Here is a 19,132-nt window from a genome sequence, read left to right as displayed (position 1 = left end):
TGCCAGTGGTGTCTTCAGGGGTGTATCACTTCCCCGTGTCTCGACGAACCCATTCCTCTAGTACGAACTCGTCGTACTCGGTGTCGGAGTCAAGAGACCACCCGTCTGGATCCCATTCTGGATACAATGCATCTCCGTCATATTCGCCGGGGATCCGACTCAGAATCATCCTGTCGAGGTGCGGTTGGAAGAGGTGGTAGATGCCAGCGCCGCCGATGACATAGGCCCGATCCGCGTCATGAGAGTCTGCAATCTCACCAGCAGCTGTAACGCCATCAGCGTGAAATGCGGTCGGGAGATCGTACTCTCGGTCGGAGCGACTCATGACGATCTGGATCGACCCTGGGAGGTCCTCGAGCATCGATTCGTACGTCACCCGCCCGAGGATAACGGGATCGTCTGCGATGCGAGACCGGTACTGCCGTCGATCTTCAGGGATATGCCACGGAACTTCGCCGTCTTTCCCGATGACGCGATTCTCAGCGAGAGCAGCTACTGACACGAATTCCATGGATCTCACATTGGAGTAGCCCCGGATCCGACTTACTACTGTTATCCGTGGTAGTACACCGGGGTATTCTCGACGATGGCGATGTCGCTGTCACCATGCCACATCGAAATCTGTGATGCTAACACATACAGCTTCAGAAACATTGCACCGAAGGTGAGAACGCCAGTGGACAGACGTGTTACCAGGTTCGCCGACTGTCTGTTACACCTTTTAATGAGTCGGAGTTGTAGCGTGACCTGACGATGCTCTACGATCACGTCGCCGATCTCGACCTCGAAATCGAGGGATATGACCTCGAACAACACGAGCGGGATACGTCGAGTGGCTTCGTCCGAGCGACGACTGTCGTCTCGTTGCACGGCAACGATGAGACCGGGCAGGGTGAGGACGTTACGTACGACAACGATGCTCACGACACGCTTCACGGAGCCTCCGAGGAATTCTCTCTCGCGGGAGAATACACGCTCGAGGAGTTCTCCGAAGAGCTCTCCGAGATCGATTTCTTCCTCGGAAACGAGCCAAATCAATCGATCTTCCGGAACTATCGGCAGTGGGCGTTCGAGAGTGCCGCACTGGATCTCGCACTGAAACAAGCCGATACGGACCTCGCAGACCAACTCGACCGTGAATACGATCCGGTTCGGTTCGTCGTGAGTACGCGTCTGGAGGACCCGCCGACCGGCGACCGAATCCTGGACTGGCTGGACCGGAATCCCGACCTGGAGTTCAAGCTTGATCCCACCTCGGACTGGACCGACGACGTCGTCGACCGCTTGGCCGAAACTGATGCCGTTCTGACGCTCGATCTGAAAGGCCAGTACCACGGGACGACCGTCGATCAGCCAGCTGACCCCGCCCTCTACGAACGGGTCGTTGAGGGCTTCCCGGACGCGCTCATCGAAGATCCGGAACTGAACGATGAGACACGGCCGCTGTTCGAGGGGCAGGAAGGGCGCGTGACGTGGGACTACCCCATCCGTAGCGTGGAGACAGTTGAAGACCTCCCGTGGGAACCCGAGTGGCTCAACATCAAGCCCTCGCGGTTCGGGTCGGTGCAGTCACTCTTCGAGACGATCGACTACTGTCGTGACCACGAGATTCGGATGTTCGGCGGCGGCCAGTTCGAACTCGATATCGGCCGCGAACACATTCACGCGGTCGCATCGCTGTTCTACCCGGACTCGCCGAACGACGTCGCTCCGAAAGCGTACAACGACCCAGACCCGAGTGGTGGCCTGCCGTCGAGTCCGCTTTCGCCACCGACGGCTCCACAGGGACTCGAGTGGAACTGAAATAGCGACCGAAGGAGAGACCGGGGCGGGCAGTTCCGATTCGAAATACGATTTCGGTGGCCACCGGGGGCTCGAATCACGCCACGATATCAGTCACCATCTCCGAGACGTAGTCGACTTCATCTTGATTAATACCGTGACCCATTCCTTCGTAGAGCCGCTTGGTCACGTCGCCATTGAGCTGCTCGAAAACCATCGCTGATTTGTGGACGCGTTCTTCAGGAATGTGCGGGTCAACATCGCTACAGCCCAAGAACACGGGCGTGTTCTCGAGGTCGCCATCGTAGTCGTCCGGATCCACGGATTTGCCGATGAGACCACCACTCAGTACGGCGAGTCCGCCGTATAACGTAGGGTTTCGTGCAACGAACTCACTGGCGAGACAGGCGCCCTGAGAGAAGCCGAGAACCATGACTCGGTCGGTCGGTATCTCTGCCTCGTTGGCTTTACTCACAGAGTCTCTGATGGCCTGTAATCCCGACGTTCGACCTGGTTCGTTCGACTCAACAGGAGCGGTGAACGCGTTCGGATACCAGGTGTTTCGAGCTGCTTGAGGTGCAAGATAGGCGACTCCGTGCTGATGGAACTCATCGGCCATCTGGACGATACTCTGTGCGGTTGCTCCGCGTCCGTGAACGAGCACAAGCGCAGCTTCAGCGGCGTCGAGCGGTGCTCCAGCTGTCACGAGGGGTTGGTCTTGGTGTGGCCAGTCACGTCAGTCTGCCTCCATCACGTCGTCTGTTTCGATCGTGGAAAGCGGTTCTGCCAGCTTCGCTTTGTAGATGCGTCTTTCTTCGACGAGCGTTATACGGGAAGCCCGATGCCCAAGGCGTATGCCCAGGGCTCCGTACCGAGGACGAGAAAGACCAATGTCGCGCCGAGAAGCTCGATGTTCTTGATAAAGTTCGTCATCTCGGCCTGTTGCTGGTCTTCAGGCACTGCCCAGAAGTTGTGCATCATTGGCGTTGAGATGAGAAGGAAGAGGGCTACTGCTCCCGCAGCTACTGCTGGGAACACTCCAAGCGCGATACCGAGACCGCCGAAGAAGAGCATTCCACCGGCGAACAGGACGCTCATCCGGGCTGCTGGGACGCCCTTGGACTGAGCGTATCCAGCCATCTCATCGACGTTCATGAAGTGATTGAGTCCTTGGAACGCGAGGAGCCCACCAAAGAGGAGGCGGGCAACGAGGAACACGACGGCACCGATCCCAGCATCAAATGCCATCAGAGACCCACCTCGTGCTTCCTCGAGTGGTTGTGATCCAATACAGATGTCGGAGTGCTCATAGCTGGTATCACTACGTTACTTGGTTTGGTTTAGAACTACTTATATTCCCGATGACAGACATGAAATCAGGTGGCATCTGTGTTAGCACGATTTTTTGGTACTGTGTGTCATAGTCTGAGAGGCAACCATGCCAGACGCAGCTGCCACCCCAAGCGAGCAGTTACTCACACGGGAGAACTGTGCGATAACGTTCATCGACCACCAGCCTGAGATGGTCCTCGGCGTGAATTCTATTGATATCACGAACCTCAAGAACAATGCTGCTGGTCTTGCAAAGACGGCAGATGCCTACGATATCCCGACTGTTCTTACTACGATCGGGAGAGAGCACAATGGGCCACTGTTCGAGGAAATTCGAGACGTCCTCCCAGACGGAGAGGTGGTCGACCGCACCAACACGAATTCGTGGGAAAATGAGGCGTACGTCGAGGCCGTCGAAGCGACAGATCGTGATCGGCTGGTCATGGCCGGTCTCTGGACGGAGGTCTGTGTCTGCTTCGCCGCCCTGTCAGCATTGGAAGCAGGCTACGACGTGTACGTAGTGGCTGACGTCTGTGGGGGGCGGACGGACGCCGATCATGAACATGCCCTTCGACGAATGGAGAACGCGGGCGCAACGACGGTCACCTGGGCGCAAGTCCTCTCCGAACTTCAACGTGACTGGGCCGCCGACGGGGCCAGAGATGCTCATCAGATCTTCATCGACCACGGTGGTGACTTCGGGATGACTGTCCAATACGGTGATTTCTTGGAAGAATAGGATCGCGATAACTCACCGATCAGCCAAAGGACTGCGTAAACCGGCTGATTTCCCTATCAGAGACACAACAATAAGTTAGTCGTCTGATTGAACGGTGAATATCGGTGGAATCTCCGTAATAACATCACTGTCACGCTCAACAGCGATGACCATCACATCTGTTTACACGCGAATTTCTGCGTCATCGAGCACCTATCCGACAAGCGCCGGGGTATTCGTCCGGACAACTTCGAGCTGTTAGTTAGTCGAAGCACCTTCATGATCGTCACGAAGTTCGAAAGCAACCATCTATCCACTGACGCTAGCGAGTGCGAGAATGTTACATTCCACGTATTGAGCGTCGATTCGCAGAGTAGATCGTCTCAAAGACAGCGAGTGCGACGAACAGAACCAAGACTCCAGCTAAGGCTACAATGGAAGGAACCTGTAGTATTACAGGGATAATCGCGCACGCGACGAGCGCTACGACAAGTCGCGGTTTACTGACAGTACCCACGTCACGCAACCGGCAGGCCACGTCTCCTAATAGATAGATAGCACCACCGCCACACAATGCGACTGCAGGAATCACTTCGAGCGATACCTGTGGGTCAGCAACGACCTTCTTGAGACCGAAGGCGACGAAGATGATACCGACCACGATCGGGAAATGTAGATAGCTGTAGGTATCTCGTGCCATTTTAGCACGCTCGCTCTGATCTGCTGCAACGAGGTTTGCTTCCATTCCGAGTGTGACGTAATCGAAATACAGCCACGCGAGCGCTGCGGCAAGTACGATGCCGAGGAAAGCAGCAATAATCGATTCTGGAGGGAGTACAAGGAGGTCATCTCCAAGTCCGAGTCCCATCGCCAACACGGACTCACCGAGTGCAATAATAACGATATCTCGATGTCGCTCGACGAAATGTTCGGCGTGAATCTGGAACCCAGCCACACCACGCACATACGCGACCCCATAATCGATCACAAGCGCGAGGATCCAGAGGACCCCTTGTAACGGCCCGTCAAGAAAGCTGGCCACCACAAGTAGTATTGGGCCGCCCAAGAAGCCCGGAGCGAGTCGAAAAATTGCATCCCTCGTTTCAGGAGTCGCCGCAGTCGCATACAGCGCGACGTGTAACCCTCGAACGACGAAGTATGCAATCCCAAAGAGCAACGCACCGTCCTCGAAGGCGGTCGGAACAGCGAGTGCGACAATAAACATACCAGCAGTAGCTGCATAGATCGCTACTCGCTCTGGAACATTCTCTTCAGTCGAAATCGCATCTGTAAGCCAGGTATAGCAGACCCATCCCCACCACAAGACTGCAAGGAGAGCGACCGCGCGGGCCACCCCAATCCAAGTGAGATCTCCCGCAAGAAATGTCGTGACTTGTACGAAGGCAAATACAAATACGAGATCGAAAAACAATTCTACCGGAGTAACCGGCTCCTCAGAATCACTCACATCTCCGCTTTCGGATGGTGGCATATCCGAATTGACTGTACTCATGAGATGTAGTGAAAAGCAATTAGCGGCCATCAACGGGGGACCGTACCGCTCATAATGTAGTAGTCGTGGTGGGGTTCCCGACCCCAGAGTGTCGCATCCATCAGCGGTTCATGCGTAATGTCGGCAAATCCCTGGTCGGCAAGCACGTCGCGCAGTTCGTCTGGGGGTCGGCCATCGTACATCGGGAGGTCGTCGTGCATCTGCTCGTACTCATCCCACGGCTCGTCGTGGTCCCAGTAGCCCTCAATCAGGAGAATCCGGCCACCGGGCTCAACGACACGTTGCCACTCCTGTAGTGCCGCAGTGGGACGAGGGAGCGTCCAGACGAGGTGGCGCGCAGTGACCAGGTCGACCGTATCGTCTGGCAGGGCGAGAGCCTCGGCATCCCCTCGCTGGAACGTGACCGAGTAGTCTGTCCGTCGGGCTTTCGCTCGGGCACGTTCGAGCATCTCTGGCGCGAAGTCGACCCCTATGACAGCATGGCCAAGCTCTGCCAATAATATCGAGACAACGCCCGTCCCACAGCCGACATCGAGGACGTCAAGAGAATCGTCGCCGGTCCACTCGCGCAATACTGTGAGCCAGCGGTCGTGTTGTTCGTCGGAATGGATTCCATGTTGGCTCTCGTCGTCGAACGTCGCTGCCCGGCCATTCCAGTGCTGTTGGACGAGTTCCTTGACGGTCTTATCGCCTTGATTTGGCTGTGCCATGAACGGAATCCTCCAATCATGTACGCTACCGCTCTGGTTCATCATAACCCCACGGGTTCGATCGATATGCCCGCTCTTGCTACCAGTCGAATCACCGACTGTCGGCGGAAACCCAATTCTCGGGGATAGTTCGACGACACCCTCATGGGGCAGGCAGTCACGGTGGTTGTTTGTCGCCCCCCGAGGGGTGCGGGGGTGTTCGAACGAACTTCCGCGACCCGACCTATGAGTGGAATCAGCAACCCACACTCACACGAAGAGTAAATCTTTTGGTTGTTGCACAGAATTGTGTATCTATAGGATGTACGAAGCGTGTGGCGAGAAGGAATTCAAGGTCCTCCTCGCGCTCGATACAGGGGACTCCATCTCGGGCGTCGCGCGGAAGATCGACGAAAACCGGGAGACGATCCGTCGCGTCGTGAACCGCATCGAGGAGGCCGGGTACGTCGCGTACGATGACGGCCTCCAGCTCGTCGATCAGACGCTCCGTGATGTCGGTCTCGAGTTCTTGGCCGTGGCAGCAGACACCTCGACACCATCGATCCCGGAGGCGTACGTCCTCCCACAGTTCGCTGGCATGGACTACGCATTCACCGCTATCGATGCCGTCTACGTCTGGACACGCGGTGGCTACCAGGTCGCCCGCGACCCGGAGGACTATCCGCTGTTCATCGCTGTTCGCGAGCAGGACGTCGACGGCTGGACAGCGTTCTTCGACCGATTCGGGATTCCGGTCGCACAGGAACGACAACCGGCCGACGACCTCGATGGTGCGATACAGGTTGTTCTCGAGCCGCGGTCACAGATCGAGGCCGAGATGGTCGACGGCCGGCCCGTCATCTCGCTCCAAGAGACCGTGGCGTTCGCAAACGAGTACTACGCGACCTTCGAGTCGGCACTCGACATGCTCGGCCGAATGTACGACGACGTCGACACTGATGCGACCTACCGCATGGAGCCAGCCTAAGTATGAGCCAGGAAGACCGAAGTGAGGCACTCATCGAAGTACTCGAAGAACTAGAGCAGTCAGAAATTGGGTTCGTCCTCGTTGGCGGATACGCGATTAGTCAGTTCGAACCACGGTTCTCGACCGATCTCGATCTCGTCATCGCACCGGACGACTACGACGAAGTCGTTGCATTTCTCGAATCACGCGACTTCGAACGAACGGCAGAGCTCGAAGTGCCAGCAGAGGAAACCATCTACAACCGGGAAATCGAATGCTTCGAGCGAACCGAGGGACTACCCCACCCGGTCGGCGTGGACATCCTTGTGAACGGCCTCGGCTGCCGACAGACCGAAGCGGAGTGGTCGTTCGACTATCTGCGCACGCACAGTTCCCCGACGACGATTTCAGGCGGTACTCGGTCAACGACTGCACGAGCAGCTGCCGGCGAGGTCCTCGTCGCCGCGAAACTCCACAGTGGCCGGAAAACAGATCTCGCAGATGTCCTTGCTGCGATTCCCTCGATCGATTTAGATCGAGTCGAGACACATCTGCATCGCGGAGATGCTGATGCCCTTCGTCAACAGCTCAGTGACGCACACGCGTTCATCGAAGAGGGTGGGCTCGATCACCGGTTCAAGAGTCTGTTCGGCCAATCATCGGCCTCGGCCGAGGATATCGAGACGCTTCTCGAATTCCTCGATCAACAGCAGTAGTGGGGCAATCCTCACCGCGAGTCCTGCATCGGACAGTGTCTGTCCGTGTCTGTCGCTGAGAAGGTACGCGAAACGGAGAGCGAACTGGCGCTGTTTTTTCGTCGCCGAAGCAGGGGCGGAGGCGACAGTCAGTGAGCAACTCGTCAGAGCAATCCACGGTATCGAGCGGCCTATCACCAGAGCAGCGTCTTGAACCCCCAAACACGCGACTTCTCAACGCCGGTATCGTGACGATCAACGACATGGAGACGCTGCGGGCCTGCGTCGCCTACGAGAACGCCCACCAGCAGCGTGTCCAGATCCTTCGCCGACTCGAACATCGCGCCACCGAGCTCCGCTCTCAAGAAGACTGAGACGACGCTCGGGGGCAGTTTTTCGGAGCCTCCAGTGGGTGGAGGCTCAATTCACATGAGCAATCGACCAGAAATCGAAATTCAACAGCAGACCGCCTTCGGAGACGATGGCAAGCTCGAAGTGACTGAAACGAGCGTCGAAACCTCGCTCGAAGACTTCGGTGCGGACGTGGATCACCGCGATCGCGACTCGCGCCTCGATCGCCCGGAAGCGAGTGAGTTCGGTGTCGACGACCGTCCAGAGGTAGAGCAATCGTCCGAGAGTGATCAGTCGAACCTCTTCGCCGATACTACCGAGGATCAGCAGACGCTCGCCGGCGATGACGCGGCCGATCGCTGTCTCTTCGAGGAGTAGCCAACAACCAGTTCGTTCGACTGGCTGTGTTGGTTAAGTGTTGGTGAGGCGCGCGGTATCGACTCGTGAGACCACTCGATACCCGGATCAAGCGACTGCCGGCCTTCCGAACGCGGAGGTACCAGTACCCATGTCACGAATCACAAATTGGACGCGTGAGAGCCGTACCCCGAACCTAGCGTATCGGAATACAGAGATTAACGCGCACGCGGTGCTTCACCGAGCGCCGGACACGTACATCCACAAATGGCGGGCCGCGATTTTCGTCGACGGCTACCCGGTGTAGTCGCGCGGATTCGCGACGAAGGAAGCACAATCGCTTCGTGACGAACTCCGAAAGCGCCGCCAGCCTGAACTACCCTGTCCAGAGTGTCCGAACGACGACGTCGTCGTCGGGCAGAAGAGTGCCGACGGCGCGAAGGTAGAACGGTGGTTCGAATGCCGGGAGTGCGGCTACGAAAGCCGGTCAGCAATCATCTACGGCCCTGAACGCTGAACGAGAGTTCGGAAGGACACGTGCTCGTTAGCGGAAGGTGTCATAGAATAGTCCCTCCAAGATGAATTTCGGGATGATGCCGATGCCGTTCGCTGTGAGGAAGTCGGCGACGTGTGCAGAGAGGCTGTCGCACCAGCGCCAGAGGAAGGCGAATCTGATCAAACGGTTTCGAGCGCGCTCTCGATTGGTTCGTCGCCTTCGATCATCTCGAAGGTCTTCCCGTAGGTGTTCTCCGTGTCGAGTGCGGTACCGAGCGTGCGGGCAACGTCGGCGCGGGTGACTTGGCCGCGTTCGACCCGACGGGCTGCCTCGATCCGCCCGGTTGCGGACTCGTTGGTCAACTCCCCTGGTCGGACGATCGTCTCCGTGAGTTCGCTTGCTTGGAGATGCTCATCAGCCGCCAGTTTGGCTTCGAGGTACGGCCGAAGGGCGTCGGGACTCTCCTCAGGGTTGTCGGCATTGATCGCACTGAGCATGACAAAGCGCGGGACACCGTGCTCTTCGGCTTCGTCGATTAGCCTGATTGCACCGTCTCGATCGACGCCTTCGACGTCCTCGCCACCAGACCCCGCCGCGAAGATGATCGCGTCGCTTCCGTCGACGGCGGTGGATACGTCCTCGGTGAGGTCCGCGACGACCACCTCGACGCCGAAGGCCTCCATCTCCGAGACCTGTGACTCCTCACGCACCATCGCTTGGACTGTGTGATCGCGTTCGCTCAGCACCTCAGTGATATGCTGGCCGACCCCGCCGTGTGATCCTGCGATGAGTACGTTCATGGCGTCGTAACGGACGTGCGATAGCGCCAAAAGAATTCGTACTCGGGGAAGCTCCTGATCCGGTAGAGCGGTCATCAGAGACCACCACCGGCCCTTCACGAGGTAGTTTTTGAGCGCCCGAGAGGGGCGCGGGCGCAGGCGAATGTGCCCCCAGAGGTGACCAGAATGGACGATACAACCCAGACGATAGCGTACCGGCTGACGATCACCGTCGACGGCGTCGAGCTACCCGTCGATGAGGAAATGCGCCATGCACTCCTGGACGATCTTCGCGTAGCAGTCCGTGACCGAATCGGGGAGCGCCACGGCGTCGAAGTGGACCAGGACGACATCACCATCGCGACGGGGTATCGCTACGCGCAGGTGCCAGCAGAGTGTCCGCTCTGCAGCGAGCGTCTCGATCTCCTGAGTGTCCATCTGAACAACGAGAACGGCGCGTACGCGAGCGCGAAGTGTTCCGATGAAGACTGCGAGTGGAGCGGCGACGCCGTCTATCGAATCATCGACCTCGAAGGCGGCGAGAGCAACGCCATCGAGAGCAGCGTCCTGACCGGCGATATCACGCCGAGCTACGACCCTTACTGATGAATTCAATGGAAGACACGCCCACATTCACGCGTATCGAACCGATCTGCCCTCGCGACGGCTGCGACTCGCAGCTTGGTATTGGGAAACCCGTCTATGCAGGCGAGCAGACCGACATCGCCTACGCCGACGTCTGGTGTCAGAACGAGGCGTGTTCGTTCACTGCCTGCGCGCAGTTCGCACTCGTCGATCTTCTTCACGAAGAGGCGGACTCAGAGACGAGTCTCGTCCACGCCGGAGAGATCGACCCACTCGAGGCTCGATACCACCGGTGAGTTAACCAACATCAGGAGCGGTAAAGCTGCTGTTGTTGGTTAATAGTGGCGTCCGCTGGTGGTATTTTCTCGCCCCGAGAGCGGGCGCGGGGCGAGTACTCCCGCGTCTTCTGGGTGATTCGAGATGGCGCTTTCAGCACGTCCGACCAGCAGCATCGCGACTGAAATTACGGCAGCCCGGCAGGCCGACCACGTAGCATTCCTTCACCGCGTTCCCTTCGCGCTTGACGCATTCCGACTCGGGTTTCTCACGGGTTTTCGCGAGGACTGTACCTACCAACAGCACCAGTACACAAACTTGGAGTTACCAGTCGGGATGCTGGATAACGACTTTCGCAATCCTGACCTTGATCGGTACGTCGAGCGTTTCTTCGAGTACGAACCACAGGTCAGCGTGATCGGTGACGCCTACGACGTCGACGAGGTCAACGAATACGTTGCTGCCGCTCGCGAGATTCAGGGAAGCTATCCAGCGGCTGACCTCGTGATCGTCCCGAAGTGCCGTGCGGCGATTCACGCGATCCCTGATGACCTCGTCGTCGGCTACTCGCGCGGCTACGCTGATCGACTCGCCCACGAGTTCTCCGACCCTGTGGACTGGCGCGGGCGGCGAGTGGGTCAACGAGGAAGTCGTCGTCGACGAGGGACTGGTGACCAGCCGCAAGCCCGACGACATCCCCGCCTTCTGTGATAAAATCATCGAGGAGTTCGAGGAAGGTCGCCACTAACGGCGCGGTAGCGCGAAAGGGTCCATCGCCACGTCCGGCGTTCGTGAACGAGATGTGAGATTCGTCTTTGCTGCTTCTGTCTGTCCAATTTCAGATGTTAGGGGAGTTTGGCCTCCAGTACGTCGACTTCTTCTATCTCCGGCGGTTCTGCGAACAGCTCGTCCGCGTTTTCCTCCAAGGCAGCAGCGATTTCGCCCGAGAGATGCGCTTCCCGACCGGATTCATCCGGAAAGGTGTCGAAGATGCCGAACGTCGAATCGTCCATGCGGAGCGCGAACCACGTGGTGGTGTCCGGTTCTTCCTCGGCCATCGGCAGTGCCGAACGGAGGAATTCCTCGACATCGGATTCTTTGCCGGACTGTGCTTGGAGTCGAACGAGGAGGGCGACGTTTGCGTCGGTCATACCCAGTCCGTAGGTAGGTGCGCAACTCACATAACTATTTATGCTAGACGCTCAGGTGCTGAGGAGTACTCGGGTGAAACGCAGAGCCTTACCCGCTGCTTCCTCCTTCCGATTCTTACGCCGCCTGAGTTACGTGATCTTCTTTCCGGGGCGGTAGCGGCTGTGTCGAGGACTCACCCAACACCTGCTCAAAGCTAAATGAGCCGTGGCGGTGAGCGAAGCTCTCCGCCGGCTCGCCGTTTGTGAACGTCGACATCGATTCACGCAGCGCCAACAACGATGTACGCGCGCGTGCCGCATGGCACCGCGCGTACGGGACTCCAAGGCCGTATTTCAGCCGCCAGTTCCCCCCTTCGATTGCATTCGTACTCACTGGCCCATTGAACTCTTCTTCGTCCTCGTCCCAGAACGATGGGTGCTCCTCACGGAGTGTCGCCACTATCTCCTCGTACGCAGTCTCGTACTCGTCTTCGAGATACTCCCGCAACTCCTCTAACTCGCCCGCCTCGTGCAGTTCGGACACGCGCTCGTCGCTGCGAGCGCGTGTCCGGAGCTTGTGGACGAGACACTTCACCCGATCCGGCAAGATGTCGTTGTAGCAGTCGTTGTCGTCGGTGAGCCAATAATCCACACCCAAGAGCGGGAAGACGAGCGCGAGCGCCAGCGCTCGCGCGAAGGCGGTGTTCCGACACTGGAGTCCGGCGAAACAACCCAGCTGAGTCAGATAGGAACATCCGACAGTGAACCCTTCCGGCCACTTCTTCGGGTTTTCTCCCTCCTGTTTCCGGCGCATATTTTCCTCGTAGAGGTCTTTCTTTGCGCCCTTCTTCGCCGGATAGGTCTCGTCGGCGACCCCGACGAGACCGTCGATGTCCTCGGCAGCGAGTTCGTCGGCGAACTCGGTTTTGAGTTCGTCAACGGTGCTGACACCGAACAACAGCGAGAGGAAGTTCATCGAGAGGATGCAGCCGGCAATCGTGACGCTGTGCTGCTCGGCGACTTCGTCGCCGAACAGCTCGGCATAGCGTTGGATCGTATCGCGGTCAACCTGGAGACCGTACTGATTCTGAAGAATCCGTTCGCACGCGTGGAACGGATTCTTCGCCGCATGGAACAGGCAGAGATCAACGACTGGTTTGGCGTATTCACAGTCCTCGTAGAACAGCTCCCCGATATCGCCATCGTAGGAATGTCTGCACTCGGAGCACTGATACCGCTGAATCTCGACAGTGATCTCGTCGAAGCCATCCTCGGTGATGAGGATGGCGAAGAGCCGATCCGTTCGGTAGCCGTTCTTCCAGACCGTGGTTTCACCGCACTTCGGACAGGGCCGCGGGTCTCCGACCCGCTGGCCCTGAAACCCGCGAAACCAACTCTGAAACGCATGAATTAGACCGAGTGGTACGAGGCTGTTCAGCGTCTTTTCTTCGGTTTCGTGCATGAGTAGTGGCCAGTAAGAGAGGGTGGTATTTCACTCCCGTTGCAGACACCACCCCAAGAGGGGCACGAGCGTATTCTATGACAGGGTGCGACGGAGTCACTCCGTAACCCTGAGCGGATTCTTCCTGCCGGTGTGACGCCGTCGTCCAGTTTTTCGAGCCCCCGAAGAGGGCGAAGGCTCGATAACGAGTCTTCAGACTGAGGTGAATTCCCGTGAGTCAACAACAACGTGTGAACGACGTCTCGATCGATGCGATTCCAGTCGATATCACGAACACACAATCCGGCGAGGTCGAGCCCGCCGAAGTTCCCGAGGAGATCCGGTCAATCACTCGTGGACTCGCAAGTGAGCAGCCGCCGACGAACCCGCTCGTCGTCTTGAAAGCGGCTCGCTGGTGGTACATCCACGGGAAGGGCGGGACTGATCCCGCGTTCCAGTGGGCCACCGAGTGGGCGCGACACCTCGCGACCGACACGCCCAGCGACGTGGAGCAGTTCGATGAGTTCCTCGAGTACCTCGTCGCGGTCGGCTTCGCTGACGAGAAAGCAGTCCTGCGGTGACCGCCGCCGCGAGTTTTTTGTGCGCCCCAAGGGGTGCGGCGCGTCCTGAACTGACGCAATCGCCGTGAACTCGATTCGGTGAATATTATGGCTACGGCCAGTGACTCGTCGGTCTCGTTCGAGGAGACCGACGCCCGACACGACGAGATGCACAGTACCATCGAAGACTGGATCGACGAGCTCGTCGCAGACGTCGACGAGGCAAAAGCCAGCCAACAGTTCCAGGAGTGGCTCGATGTCCAGTCCCGATTCCACGACTACTCCCATCGCAACACCCTCTTGATCAAGCTCCAGTATCCCGAGGCAACCCGCGTAGCGGGCTACAATACGTGGCGGTCGGAGTTCGACCGGCACGTCCAAGAGGGCAAACAGGCGATCTGGATCTGGGCACCCATTATTACGAAGCAGTGCCCTGAGTGCGAGAACTCACCGAGCTACCACGAGCAAAGCGACTGTGACTACGACGAGACACCGGCCGAGGAGTGGTCCGAAGGACTGGTTGGATTCAAACCAACTGCCGTCTTCGATGTGTCTCAAACCGAGGGCGAACCGCTCCCCGAGCTGGAAACCGAGGCAGCTGGTGACGCCGACGACCTGGTGCCAGCACTCCTCGATGCAGCAACTACGCTCGACATAGACGTCCGTGTCGTCGACGCTGCCGAGTGGGAGCATGGCGACGCGAAAGGCGTCTGCAAACACCGGACTCTCCACGAGGGCCAGCCCGTTGTCGAAGCGAAAGCCCGCTCAAATCAGGCCGATCTCGCGGTGACATTGGTTCACGAGTACGCCCACGCGCTGCTTCATTTCGATGGCGACGACGAGCCCGAGCGCGCAAAACGCGAGGTCGAAGCGGAAGCTGTTGCGTACATCGTCGGGCGGTATTTCAACCTGGATACGAGCGGGTCAGCGTTCTATCTTGCCGCGTGGCAGGACGACGATGCGGAGAGCATTCAGGAGCGTCTCGGTCGGATCAGTTCGACCGCTCAAGAGATCATCGACACAATTGTAGAGGGCTGAACACCCCCTCCCCGGCTGTTAACCAACGCCTTGGGGTACTAGCCCACTCTGTTGGTTAATTCGTCCGGCGTCCGACCTTGCGTGTTTCGATCGGTCCCAAGACATACCCCACCGACAGTCGATGTTATAGTTCAGAATCGATTCGGCGCTGCTGGTCACGAAGGAACTCAACGACGGCATCGATATCCTGTTCGGGAACCGTTTGCTGTTCGAAGACTCCTTTGAATGCATCCGCGAAATCCTCCGACGTGAGGCGGTCGAGGACAGTCTCGATGCGACCAGCGAGCTTCTCGGACTCCCCGCGATGCAGATGAGTCGCGATCCGGTCAAAATCCGCGCCAGCAGCAAGCACTACCAGATCCCGGGAATCCGCCTTGCGGCCACTGTGAAGTTTCACGGCAAACAGCAACTCCCGTTCCGGAATCCTGGCTGTTACCGGGCGCCCGGTTCGCAGTTCCTCGGTGACAGAGTACTGGGCCAGATAGCGATACGACCACTCAGCTTCCGTCTGGCGACAGCCCAGCGCGTCCACCATCGCGTCGAACCGAACCGGATTCCCGATATCTTTCGTAAACCGGATAGTCCGGCCCTCGTAGAGTTCGTTTCGCTCGACATCGGCCGTTTTCTCGTAGCCGCGGTCGGTGAGAAGGTCCGTGTAGTCGTCGACCGCTTGGGCCGGAATGACGACGTCGACGTCCGTGGTGAAGCGTTGATTGAACGCCGCGATCGCCCACCCACCGACGAGCACGTACGGCAGGTCAGCGTCGATGACTGCCTCCAGCGTATCCAGTAGTTCGTCTTCGCGTTCACCGAGGCTCATGCATTGAGACGCGGATCCTCGTGGGACGCGTCGATATCGCGGTCGTACTCGTCGGCGATCATCTCCAACGCCGGCTCGTAGTTCACCCGGTACTCCAACATGTGCTCGATTGCCTCATCCAACGGAATAACCGGATTGCCGTCAACCCACTCGCGAGTGATCTCCCCACTCGTCGGGAACAACACGTACGAGACGGCCGCGTCGGAGTCGGTCGCATCCGGCCGCTCTTCGATCCGGCTCGGAATCCCGAACTCATCAAAGAACGCCGTCCACCGTTCGACGTCCTGGTCGGCGACCTGGATGAAGATCGGGTAGTCGTCGTGACCGCGGGCGATCTGATAGCCGCCGTGGGTCCAGACGTAGACGCCGTCGATTTTCGTGTACGCAAAGGGCATCCCCGCGAAGTGCGGAACGACGTAGCCGTCGTCGATCGAGGGGGGAACAGTGCGAGAAATGGCCGCGACGAGATCGTAGTAACGATCCCTGACAGCGTAATTCTCGATGTAGACGCCGTCCTCACGTCGGATGAAGCCTGCGTCCTCCAACCGCTCGATCCAGTCGTAGACCCACGAGTAGGAGCCGTCGATCTTCTGGGCGATCCGACGGACCGAGTCGCCCGGCCGGGCCGCGACCATGATCTTCGCCGCGGTCTCGTCAACGTACTCCATCATCGCTAGTTATCGGTATCGCATCTAACTGTATTAGTCTTGTCCCCCGTATTCCCTATAGAGTTATCTCTATACAGATATACTGTTCTTGGCTCCGGTAGTCCGATCCGGCTCAGCATTTGAGCAGAGATGAATTAACCAACAGGGAATTCTATTGGCCGCTATTCGTTGGTTAAGTCTATCAGCGCCCGCCGAGGGGCGGAGGCGCACTCCCGTCTCCACCGACCCATGACCGACCGATATCTAACGACCGTTCTCGACGAGGCAGAGCGAGTCGCAGAGCACCACGAGCAGGTCGCCCAATCATCAGACCATCCGGAACACGAGTATCTCCGGTACGCTGTTCTTCGGCTGCTCGAAGACGAGGCTGACGAAACATCGGTGGAGATACCGCAGATTGACGGCGTGACTGTCGGATACGGGGAAGACAAGGCGATGTACGAGAGCTGGGACGACGACGTCGAGTGGTGGGAGACGGTTCCGCCGCAGGAAGAGTGTACTCGCTTCCGGATGTTCTACCCCGACGAGTACGAGGCTGTTCCGCGAGTCATCGTCGACGTGATGGCAGCACTCGGGGCGTGGCGTGTCTGGACTGGGAGCGCTGCCGCCTGTGGCTCCTACGATCATCGCGAACGGCGGGAAGTCCACTACCTGTGGCCGGAGGGGCATCCGGTCGAGGCCTTGCTTGCGAATCAGATTCGGGGGCCCACGGCCACCGTTGCGCCAGATGGGGGACGAACAGGCGACGTTCGCGACCGGATGGTCATCGCAGAGCATTCGACACCGAAGGACGATCTCGAGCCTCGAACCAGACGTGCTGTCGACGAAGAGATGAACGTCTCGTTGCTCGAAAAAGGCGGTAAGTACGACGTTCAGTCAGCGTCTGGGAACTGGTATGAAGTCGACGTAATAAGCGAGTCGTGTACGTGTCCGGACTGGCGGAAGCGTACGCCCGAGGGCGGCTGTAAACACCTCCGGCGAGTCGATCAGGAGATCAAGCGGGGGCGGGTCCCACGACCTGATGGGCGCCTCCCCTCGAGGTCATAGCGTCACTGATCCTCGGGTAGTTTAGTCGAGAGTAAACTACTTTGCCGCTCCCCGTTGAACGCAAAGATATGGACAGTCGGTTGGGGAACGGAACCGAATCGGCAACACGGGACCTCGTCCATTTCGTGACTCAACAGACGCGGTTTTCGCTCATCAGCGATATTCTCGGTCATCCACAGCAGCTCCCCTCGATGTACGAACTTGAGGAACTCAACCCGAGCGTCAGCGAGGCCACGGTCTACAAGCACATCCAGAAGCTCATCGACGCCGGGTTCGTCACGGAGGTCGCCCTGGACGATGACCAGCGCCGACAGGGCTACCCCTGGAAGTTTTACGGGCTCACCGAGGCGGGACGCAAGTTCCTGGAAGAGCACAATCTGCTCGCCGCGGAGGAGACGCTCCAGCAAATTTACGAGTTGATTTCCGACAAGCCCGAGAAGATGGTCAAGTACGAGAACGCGCCACGTCCCGGCGAGACGTGACTCACTATCGCAGGAGTCACACGGGGCGTGGCGGGGTGAACGACTGACTGAGGTACTTGCCGAGGAAAACCGAACCGATCACGATGACAGCCCCACCGACGAGCATGGCGATCCAGACCACCACCAGCCGTTGTGACTCGACGGGTGCCAGATCAAACGTCGAACTGACGCCAATCGTGAGGCCGAACGTGACGCCCACACCGATTACGAACGGGAGACTCCACGCTAAGCCGGTGGTCACAAGGGCATCCACCCGGGTTAGCTCGGTTGTCTGGTGCAGGTAGATGCCGACTGCGGCGAGCGGCACGAAGACGATCGTCAAGAATAGGACGGCGAGGAGGACTGCTTCATCGTACATCGCCAGCACGCCAAACCCAGCAACCAGAAGGACGCCGCCGAGCACGGCAATCGAGACGTATTTGAGGAGTTGGGGGACGGTTCCTGTCCGTCGTCGAAACCCGACCACACCGATCAATATTAGGGAGAGGACCGCAGCCAGTCCCAGGAGGATCGCCAAGAGCGTTAACCCGAAGAAACCGGCTCCCAGCCCATTCGACATTAGCTATCGGTTTTAGGCCCTCAACCGTAAATCATCGGCCGCGTTGTCACCGAGCGGGAGAGAAATCGAATCTGGACAAATTTAACCAACAAAACTATGTTCCTACCACCAGTGTTGGTTAACGCAGAACGGCCAATGTCCTACGAACCACCGACGCCGCCAACGGAACTCCCGACAGACATTGTCGATACGCTCAACGGATACTCCCCAGACCAGCTCCAGCACGTTGCCCGCTACGCCGAGGAACTGGCCGAGCACAAAGCTCGCGAGGCCCGCCTCAAGGAAGAATCGGAGGAGGACGAGATCGAGGATCGGCCGAATGATCTCCCGGACGACGTCCCGTCGAAAGCCACAATCACGATCAAGGAGATCAACGACAACCGATACTACTACTGGCAGTGGCGGGAGGGAGAAAAAATCAAGTCAAAATATAAATCGCCAGTCAATCCCGACGAATAAGACGAACTCTGCCGACAACTCGTGGTAGATCGGTCACTCTGTGGATTCGCGGGTTCGAGAACCTGCTGACAAACGGCGTTGATGATGAGCGACTTCCCCGTCCCTGACGGGCTGTAGAGGAGCATATTTAGTGGACGATCCCCTTGGAGTGCAGGTCGTAGGTAGGTAATGAATTGGTATTTAAACTCGAGCGAGACCCTGCCTCGAGAGGTGGGTGACACCCCCACCCCTTTTTCGAGTTGTAACGCACAACAGCGGGAGGGACAGATGAGCTGTTAGACGAGATCGAAACACCACGAATCTGCGGTAGAGAGCTTCAAACAGCGATTCTTACGGTGTTCCTCGAACAAACCCATGTCGATCCTACTACTCACGGATACGTAAGCTT

24 protein-coding genes and 4 pseudogenes are annotated in these 19,132 nt (G+C 58.3%); 16 read left to right on the top strand and 12 right to left on the bottom strand.

The window, feature by feature from the left end:
• Window positions 1–25 precede the first annotated feature (25 nt).
• Entirely contained in the window at window positions 26–511 is a 486-nt protein-coding gene (locus K6T50_RS15555) for a dihydrofolate reductase (protein ID WP_222609084.1), read from the bottom strand.
• Window positions 512–753: 242 nt separating this feature from the next.
• Between K6T50_RS15555 and K6T50_RS15550 the strand changes: the two genes are divergently transcribed.
• Entirely contained in the window at window positions 754–1,803 is a 1,050-nt protein-coding gene (locus K6T50_RS15550; RefSeq protein ID WP_222609083.1) for an enolase-like domain-containing protein, read from the top strand.
• Window positions 1,804–1,879: 76 nt separating this feature from the next.
• On the opposite strand, the gene K6T50_RS15545 is transcribed toward K6T50_RS15550, so the two are convergent.
• Window positions 1,880–2,488 (bottom strand): alpha/beta hydrolase, encoded by a 609-nt coding sequence (locus K6T50_RS15545; RefSeq protein ID WP_222609082.1) that lies wholly within the window; start codon window positions 2,486–2,488, stop codon window positions 1,880–1,882.
• A gap of 119 nt (window positions 2,489–2,607) precedes the next feature.
• Window positions 2,608–3,030, bottom strand: a complete 423-nt coding sequence (locus tag K6T50_RS15540) for a DoxX family protein (protein ID WP_222609081.1) — start codon at window positions 3,028–3,030, stop codon at window positions 2,608–2,610.
• 190 nt (window positions 3,031–3,220) lie between these two features.
• Between K6T50_RS15540 and K6T50_RS15535 the strand changes: the two genes are divergently transcribed.
• Entirely contained in the window at window positions 3,221–3,853 is a 633-nt protein-coding gene (locus tag K6T50_RS15535) for a hydrolase (protein ID WP_222609080.1), read from the top strand.
• A 319-nt stretch (window positions 3,854–4,172) separates the two neighbouring features.
• Here the strand turns inward: K6T50_RS15535 and K6T50_RS15530 are convergent, their stop codons facing one another.
• A complete protein-coding gene (locus K6T50_RS15530) occupies window positions 4,173–5,300 on the bottom strand; it encodes a low temperature requirement protein A (RefSeq protein WP_225935444.1) in 1,128 nt (375 codons plus the stop codon).
• Between the two features lie 74 nt (window positions 5,301–5,374).
• Window positions 5,375–6,055, bottom strand: coding sequence for a class I SAM-dependent methyltransferase (locus K6T50_RS15525; protein WP_115864277.1), 681 nt, complete (start codon window positions 6,053–6,055; stop codon window positions 5,375–5,377).
• Window positions 6,056–6,356: 301 nt separating this feature from the next.
• On the opposite strand from K6T50_RS15525, the gene K6T50_RS15520 reads away from it, so the two are divergent.
• From K6T50_RS15520 to K6T50_RS18990, 5 genes and pseudogenes are all read left to right on the top strand, one after another.
• Entirely contained in the window at window positions 6,357–7,022 is a 666-nt protein-coding gene (locus tag K6T50_RS15520) for a helix-turn-helix domain-containing protein (protein WP_115864156.1), read from the top strand.
• A gap of 2 nt (window positions 7,023–7,024) precedes the next feature.
• Window positions 7,025–7,717: a nucleotidyltransferase family protein gene (locus K6T50_RS15515; protein WP_115864155.1), complete on the top strand. Its 693-nt coding sequence runs from the start codon at window positions 7,025–7,027 to the stop codon at window positions 7,715–7,717.
• Between the two features lie 131 nt (window positions 7,718–7,848).
• Entirely contained in the window at window positions 7,849–8,070 is a 222-nt protein-coding gene (locus K6T50_RS15510; RefSeq protein WP_115864154.1) for a DUF8129 domain-containing protein, read from the top strand.
• 55 nt (window positions 8,071–8,125) lie between these two features.
• Window positions 8,126–8,425 carry a hypothetical protein gene (locus tag K6T50_RS15505; RefSeq protein WP_222609078.1) on the top strand — a complete coding sequence of 100 codons (300 nt, stop codon included), beginning with the start codon at window positions 8,126–8,128 and terminating at the stop codon, window positions 8,423–8,425.
• Window positions 8,426–8,555: 130 nt separating this feature from the next.
• Window positions 8,556–8,921: pseudogene (locus K6T50_RS18990) on the top strand (DUF7568 family protein).
• A 158-nt stretch (window positions 8,922–9,079) separates the two neighbouring features.
• Here K6T50_RS18990 and K6T50_RS15500 read toward each other — a convergent pair.
• Window positions 9,080–9,700: an SDR family oxidoreductase gene (locus tag K6T50_RS15500; RefSeq protein WP_049987714.1), complete on the bottom strand. Its 621-nt coding sequence runs from the start codon at window positions 9,698–9,700 to the stop codon at window positions 9,080–9,082.
• A gap of 165 nt (window positions 9,701–9,865) precedes the next feature.
• On the opposite strand from K6T50_RS15500, the gene K6T50_RS15495 reads away from it, so the two are divergent.
• The 4 genes and pseudogenes from K6T50_RS15495 to K6T50_RS15480 all read left to right on the top strand — a co-directional run.
• Window positions 9,866–10,285, top strand: a complete 420-nt coding sequence (locus tag K6T50_RS15495; RefSeq protein ID WP_049987713.1) for a hypothetical protein — start codon at window positions 9,866–9,868, stop codon at window positions 10,283–10,285.
• An 8-nt stretch (window positions 10,286–10,293) separates the two neighbouring features.
• Entirely contained in the window at window positions 10,294–10,560 is a 267-nt protein-coding gene (locus tag K6T50_RS15490; protein ID WP_135536620.1) for a hypothetical protein, read from the top strand.
• A gap of 124 nt (window positions 10,561–10,684) precedes the next feature.
• Window positions 10,685–11,176: pseudogene (locus K6T50_RS18985) on the top strand (DUF6610 family protein); the annotation flags it as partial.
• Window positions 11,136–11,288, top strand: a pseudogene (locus K6T50_RS15480) (DJ-1/PfpI family protein); the annotation flags it as partial. The pseudogenes K6T50_RS18985 and K6T50_RS15480, both read left to right, overlap by 41 nt.
• 97 nt (window positions 11,289–11,385) lie before the next feature.
• On the opposite strand, the gene K6T50_RS15475 reads toward K6T50_RS15480, so the two are convergent.
• Both K6T50_RS15475 and K6T50_RS15470 read right to left on the bottom strand, forming a co-directional pair.
• On the bottom strand, window positions 11,386–11,691 hold the full coding sequence (locus tag K6T50_RS15475) for a putative quinol monooxygenase (RefSeq protein WP_004054295.1): 306 nt from the start codon (window positions 11,689–11,691) through the stop codon (window positions 11,386–11,388).
• 115 nt (window positions 11,692–11,806) lie between these two features.
• Entirely contained in the window at window positions 11,807–13,132 is a 1,326-nt protein-coding gene (locus tag K6T50_RS15470) for a hypothetical protein (RefSeq protein ID WP_049987710.1), read from the bottom strand.
• Window positions 13,133–13,344: 212 nt separating this feature from the next.
• Here K6T50_RS15470 and K6T50_RS15465 point away from each other — a divergent pair, with 212 nt between their 5' ends.
• The gene (locus tag K6T50_RS15465; protein WP_049987709.1) at window positions 13,345–13,692 is read left to right on the top strand and encodes a DUF8013 domain-containing protein; all 348 of its coding nucleotides are present in this window, start codon (window positions 13,345–13,347) and stop codon (window positions 13,690–13,692) included.
• An 87-nt stretch (window positions 13,693–13,779) separates the two neighbouring features.
• Window positions 13,780–14,709, top strand: a complete 930-nt coding sequence (locus K6T50_RS15460; protein WP_222609077.1) for a M78 family metallopeptidase domain-containing protein — start codon at window positions 13,780–13,782, stop codon at window positions 14,707–14,709.
• 124 nt (window positions 14,710–14,833) lie between these two features.
• On the opposite strand, the gene K6T50_RS15455 is transcribed toward K6T50_RS15460, so the two are convergent.
• Together K6T50_RS15455 and K6T50_RS15450 are read right to left on the bottom strand one after the other, a co-directional pair.
• Entirely contained in the window at window positions 14,834–15,529 is a 696-nt protein-coding gene (locus K6T50_RS15455) for a nucleotidyltransferase domain-containing protein (RefSeq protein WP_222609076.1), read from the bottom strand.
• Window positions 15,526–16,197: a helix-turn-helix domain-containing protein gene (locus K6T50_RS15450; RefSeq protein WP_222609075.1), complete on the bottom strand. Its 672-nt coding sequence runs from the start codon at window positions 16,195–16,197 to the stop codon at window positions 15,526–15,528. The genes K6T50_RS15455 and K6T50_RS15450 overlap by 4 nt, the downstream gene beginning before the upstream one ends.
• A 228-nt stretch (window positions 16,198–16,425) precedes the next feature.
• On the opposite strand from K6T50_RS15450, the gene K6T50_RS15445 reads away from it, so the two are divergent.
• Both K6T50_RS15445 and K6T50_RS15440 read left to right on the top strand, forming a co-directional pair.
• Window positions 16,426–17,244: a hypothetical protein gene (locus tag K6T50_RS15445; protein ID WP_222609074.1), complete on the top strand. Its 819-nt coding sequence runs from the start codon at window positions 16,426–16,428 to the stop codon at window positions 17,242–17,244.
• 68 nt (window positions 17,245–17,312) lie between these two features.
• Entirely contained in the window at window positions 17,313–17,726 is a 414-nt protein-coding gene (locus tag K6T50_RS15440) for a MarR family winged helix-turn-helix transcriptional regulator (protein ID WP_222609073.1), read from the top strand.
• Window positions 17,727–17,742: 16 nt separating this feature from the next.
• Here the strand turns inward: K6T50_RS15440 and K6T50_RS15435 are convergent, their stop codons facing one another.
• Complete coding sequence (locus K6T50_RS15435; RefSeq protein ID WP_222609072.1) at window positions 17,743–18,285, bottom strand: hypothetical protein; 543 nt, start codon at window positions 18,283–18,285, stop codon at window positions 17,743–17,745.
• Window positions 18,286–18,420: 135 nt separating this feature from the next.
• Between K6T50_RS15435 and K6T50_RS15430 the strand changes: the two genes are divergently transcribed.
• Window positions 18,421–18,744: a DUF6788 family protein gene (locus tag K6T50_RS15430; RefSeq protein WP_222609071.1), complete on the top strand. Its 324-nt coding sequence runs from the start codon at window positions 18,421–18,423 to the stop codon at window positions 18,742–18,744.
• A 29-nt stretch (window positions 18,745–18,773) separates the two neighbouring features.
• Here K6T50_RS15430 and K6T50_RS18980 read toward each other — a convergent pair.
• Window positions 18,774–18,914: pseudogene (locus K6T50_RS18980) on the bottom strand (cell division control protein Cdc6); the annotation flags it as partial.
• Window positions 18,915–19,132 lie beyond the last annotated feature (218 nt).

The sequence above is a fragment of the Halobaculum magnesiiphilum genome (genome assembly GCF_019823105.1).
Taxonomy (GTDB): Archaea; Halobacteriota; Halobacteria; order Halobacteriales; family Haloferacaceae; genus Halobaculum; species Halobaculum magnesiiphilum.
Note: the sequence above shows the minus strand (reverse complement) of the source record. Positions and strands in the feature narration are given on the sequence as shown.

Excerpts from the sequence above, each read along its gene's own strand:
- K6T50_RS15555 (WP_222609084.1), bottom strand. The coding sequence starts at position 511 with ATGGAATTCGTGTCAGTAGCTGCTCTCGCTGAGAATCGCGTCATCGGG.
- K6T50_RS15550 (WP_222609083.1), top strand. The coding sequence starts at position 754 with ATGCTCTACGATCACGTCGCCGATCTCGACCTCGAAATCGAGGGATAT.
- K6T50_RS15540 (WP_222609081.1), bottom strand. The coding sequence starts at position 3,030 with ATGGCATTTGATGCTGGGATCGGTGCCGTCGTGTTCCTCGTTGCCCGC.
- K6T50_RS15535 (WP_222609080.1), top strand. The coding sequence starts at position 3,221 with ATGCCAGACGCAGCTGCCACCCCAAGCGAGCAGTTACTCACACGGGAG.
- K6T50_RS15525 (WP_115864277.1), bottom strand. The coding sequence starts at position 6,055 with ATGGCACAGCCAAATCAAGGCGATAAGACCGTCAAGGAACTCGTCCAA.
- K6T50_RS15520 (WP_115864156.1), top strand. The coding sequence starts at position 6,357 with ATGTACGAAGCGTGTGGCGAGAAGGAATTCAAGGTCCTCCTCGCGCTC.
- K6T50_RS15515 (WP_115864155.1), top strand. The coding sequence starts at position 7,025 with ATGAGCCAGGAAGACCGAAGTGAGGCACTCATCGAAGTACTCGAAGAA.
- K6T50_RS15505 (WP_222609078.1), top strand. The coding sequence starts at position 8,126 with ATGAGCAATCGACCAGAAATCGAAATTCAACAGCAGACCGCCTTCGGA.
- K6T50_RS15500 (WP_049987714.1), bottom strand. The coding sequence starts at position 9,700 with ATGAACGTACTCATCGCAGGATCACACGGCGGGGTCGGCCAGCATATC.
- K6T50_RS15495 (WP_049987713.1), top strand. The coding sequence starts at position 9,866 with ATGGACGATACAACCCAGACGATAGCGTACCGGCTGACGATCACCGTC.
- K6T50_RS15490 (WP_135536620.1), top strand. The coding sequence starts at position 10,294 with ATGGAAGACACGCCCACATTCACGCGTATCGAACCGATCTGCCCTCGC.
- K6T50_RS15475 (WP_004054295.1), bottom strand. The coding sequence starts at position 11,691 with ATGACCGACGCAAACGTCGCCCTCCTCGTTCGACTCCAAGCACAGTCC.
- K6T50_RS15470 (WP_049987710.1), bottom strand. The coding sequence starts at position 13,132 with ATGCACGAAACCGAAGAAAAGACGCTGAACAGCCTCGTACCACTCGGT.
- K6T50_RS15460 (WP_222609077.1), top strand. The coding sequence starts at position 13,780 with ATGGCTACGGCCAGTGACTCGTCGGTCTCGTTCGAGGAGACCGACGCC.
- K6T50_RS15455 (WP_222609076.1), bottom strand. The coding sequence starts at position 15,529 with ATGAGCCTCGGTGAACGCGAAGACGAACTACTGGATACGCTGGAGGCA.
- K6T50_RS15450 (WP_222609075.1), bottom strand. The coding sequence starts at position 16,197 with ATGGAGTACGTTGACGAGACCGCGGCGAAGATCATGGTCGCGGCCCGG.
- K6T50_RS15445 (WP_222609074.1), top strand. The coding sequence starts at position 16,426 with ATGACCGACCGATATCTAACGACCGTTCTCGACGAGGCAGAGCGAGTC.
- K6T50_RS15440 (WP_222609073.1), top strand. The coding sequence starts at position 17,313 with ATGGACAGTCGGTTGGGGAACGGAACCGAATCGGCAACACGGGACCTC.
- K6T50_RS15435 (WP_222609072.1), bottom strand. The coding sequence starts at position 18,285 with ATGTCGAATGGGCTGGGAGCCGGTTTCTTCGGGTTAACGCTCTTGGCG.
- K6T50_RS15430 (WP_222609071.1), top strand. The coding sequence starts at position 18,421 with ATGTCCTACGAACCACCGACGCCGCCAACGGAACTCCCGACAGACATT.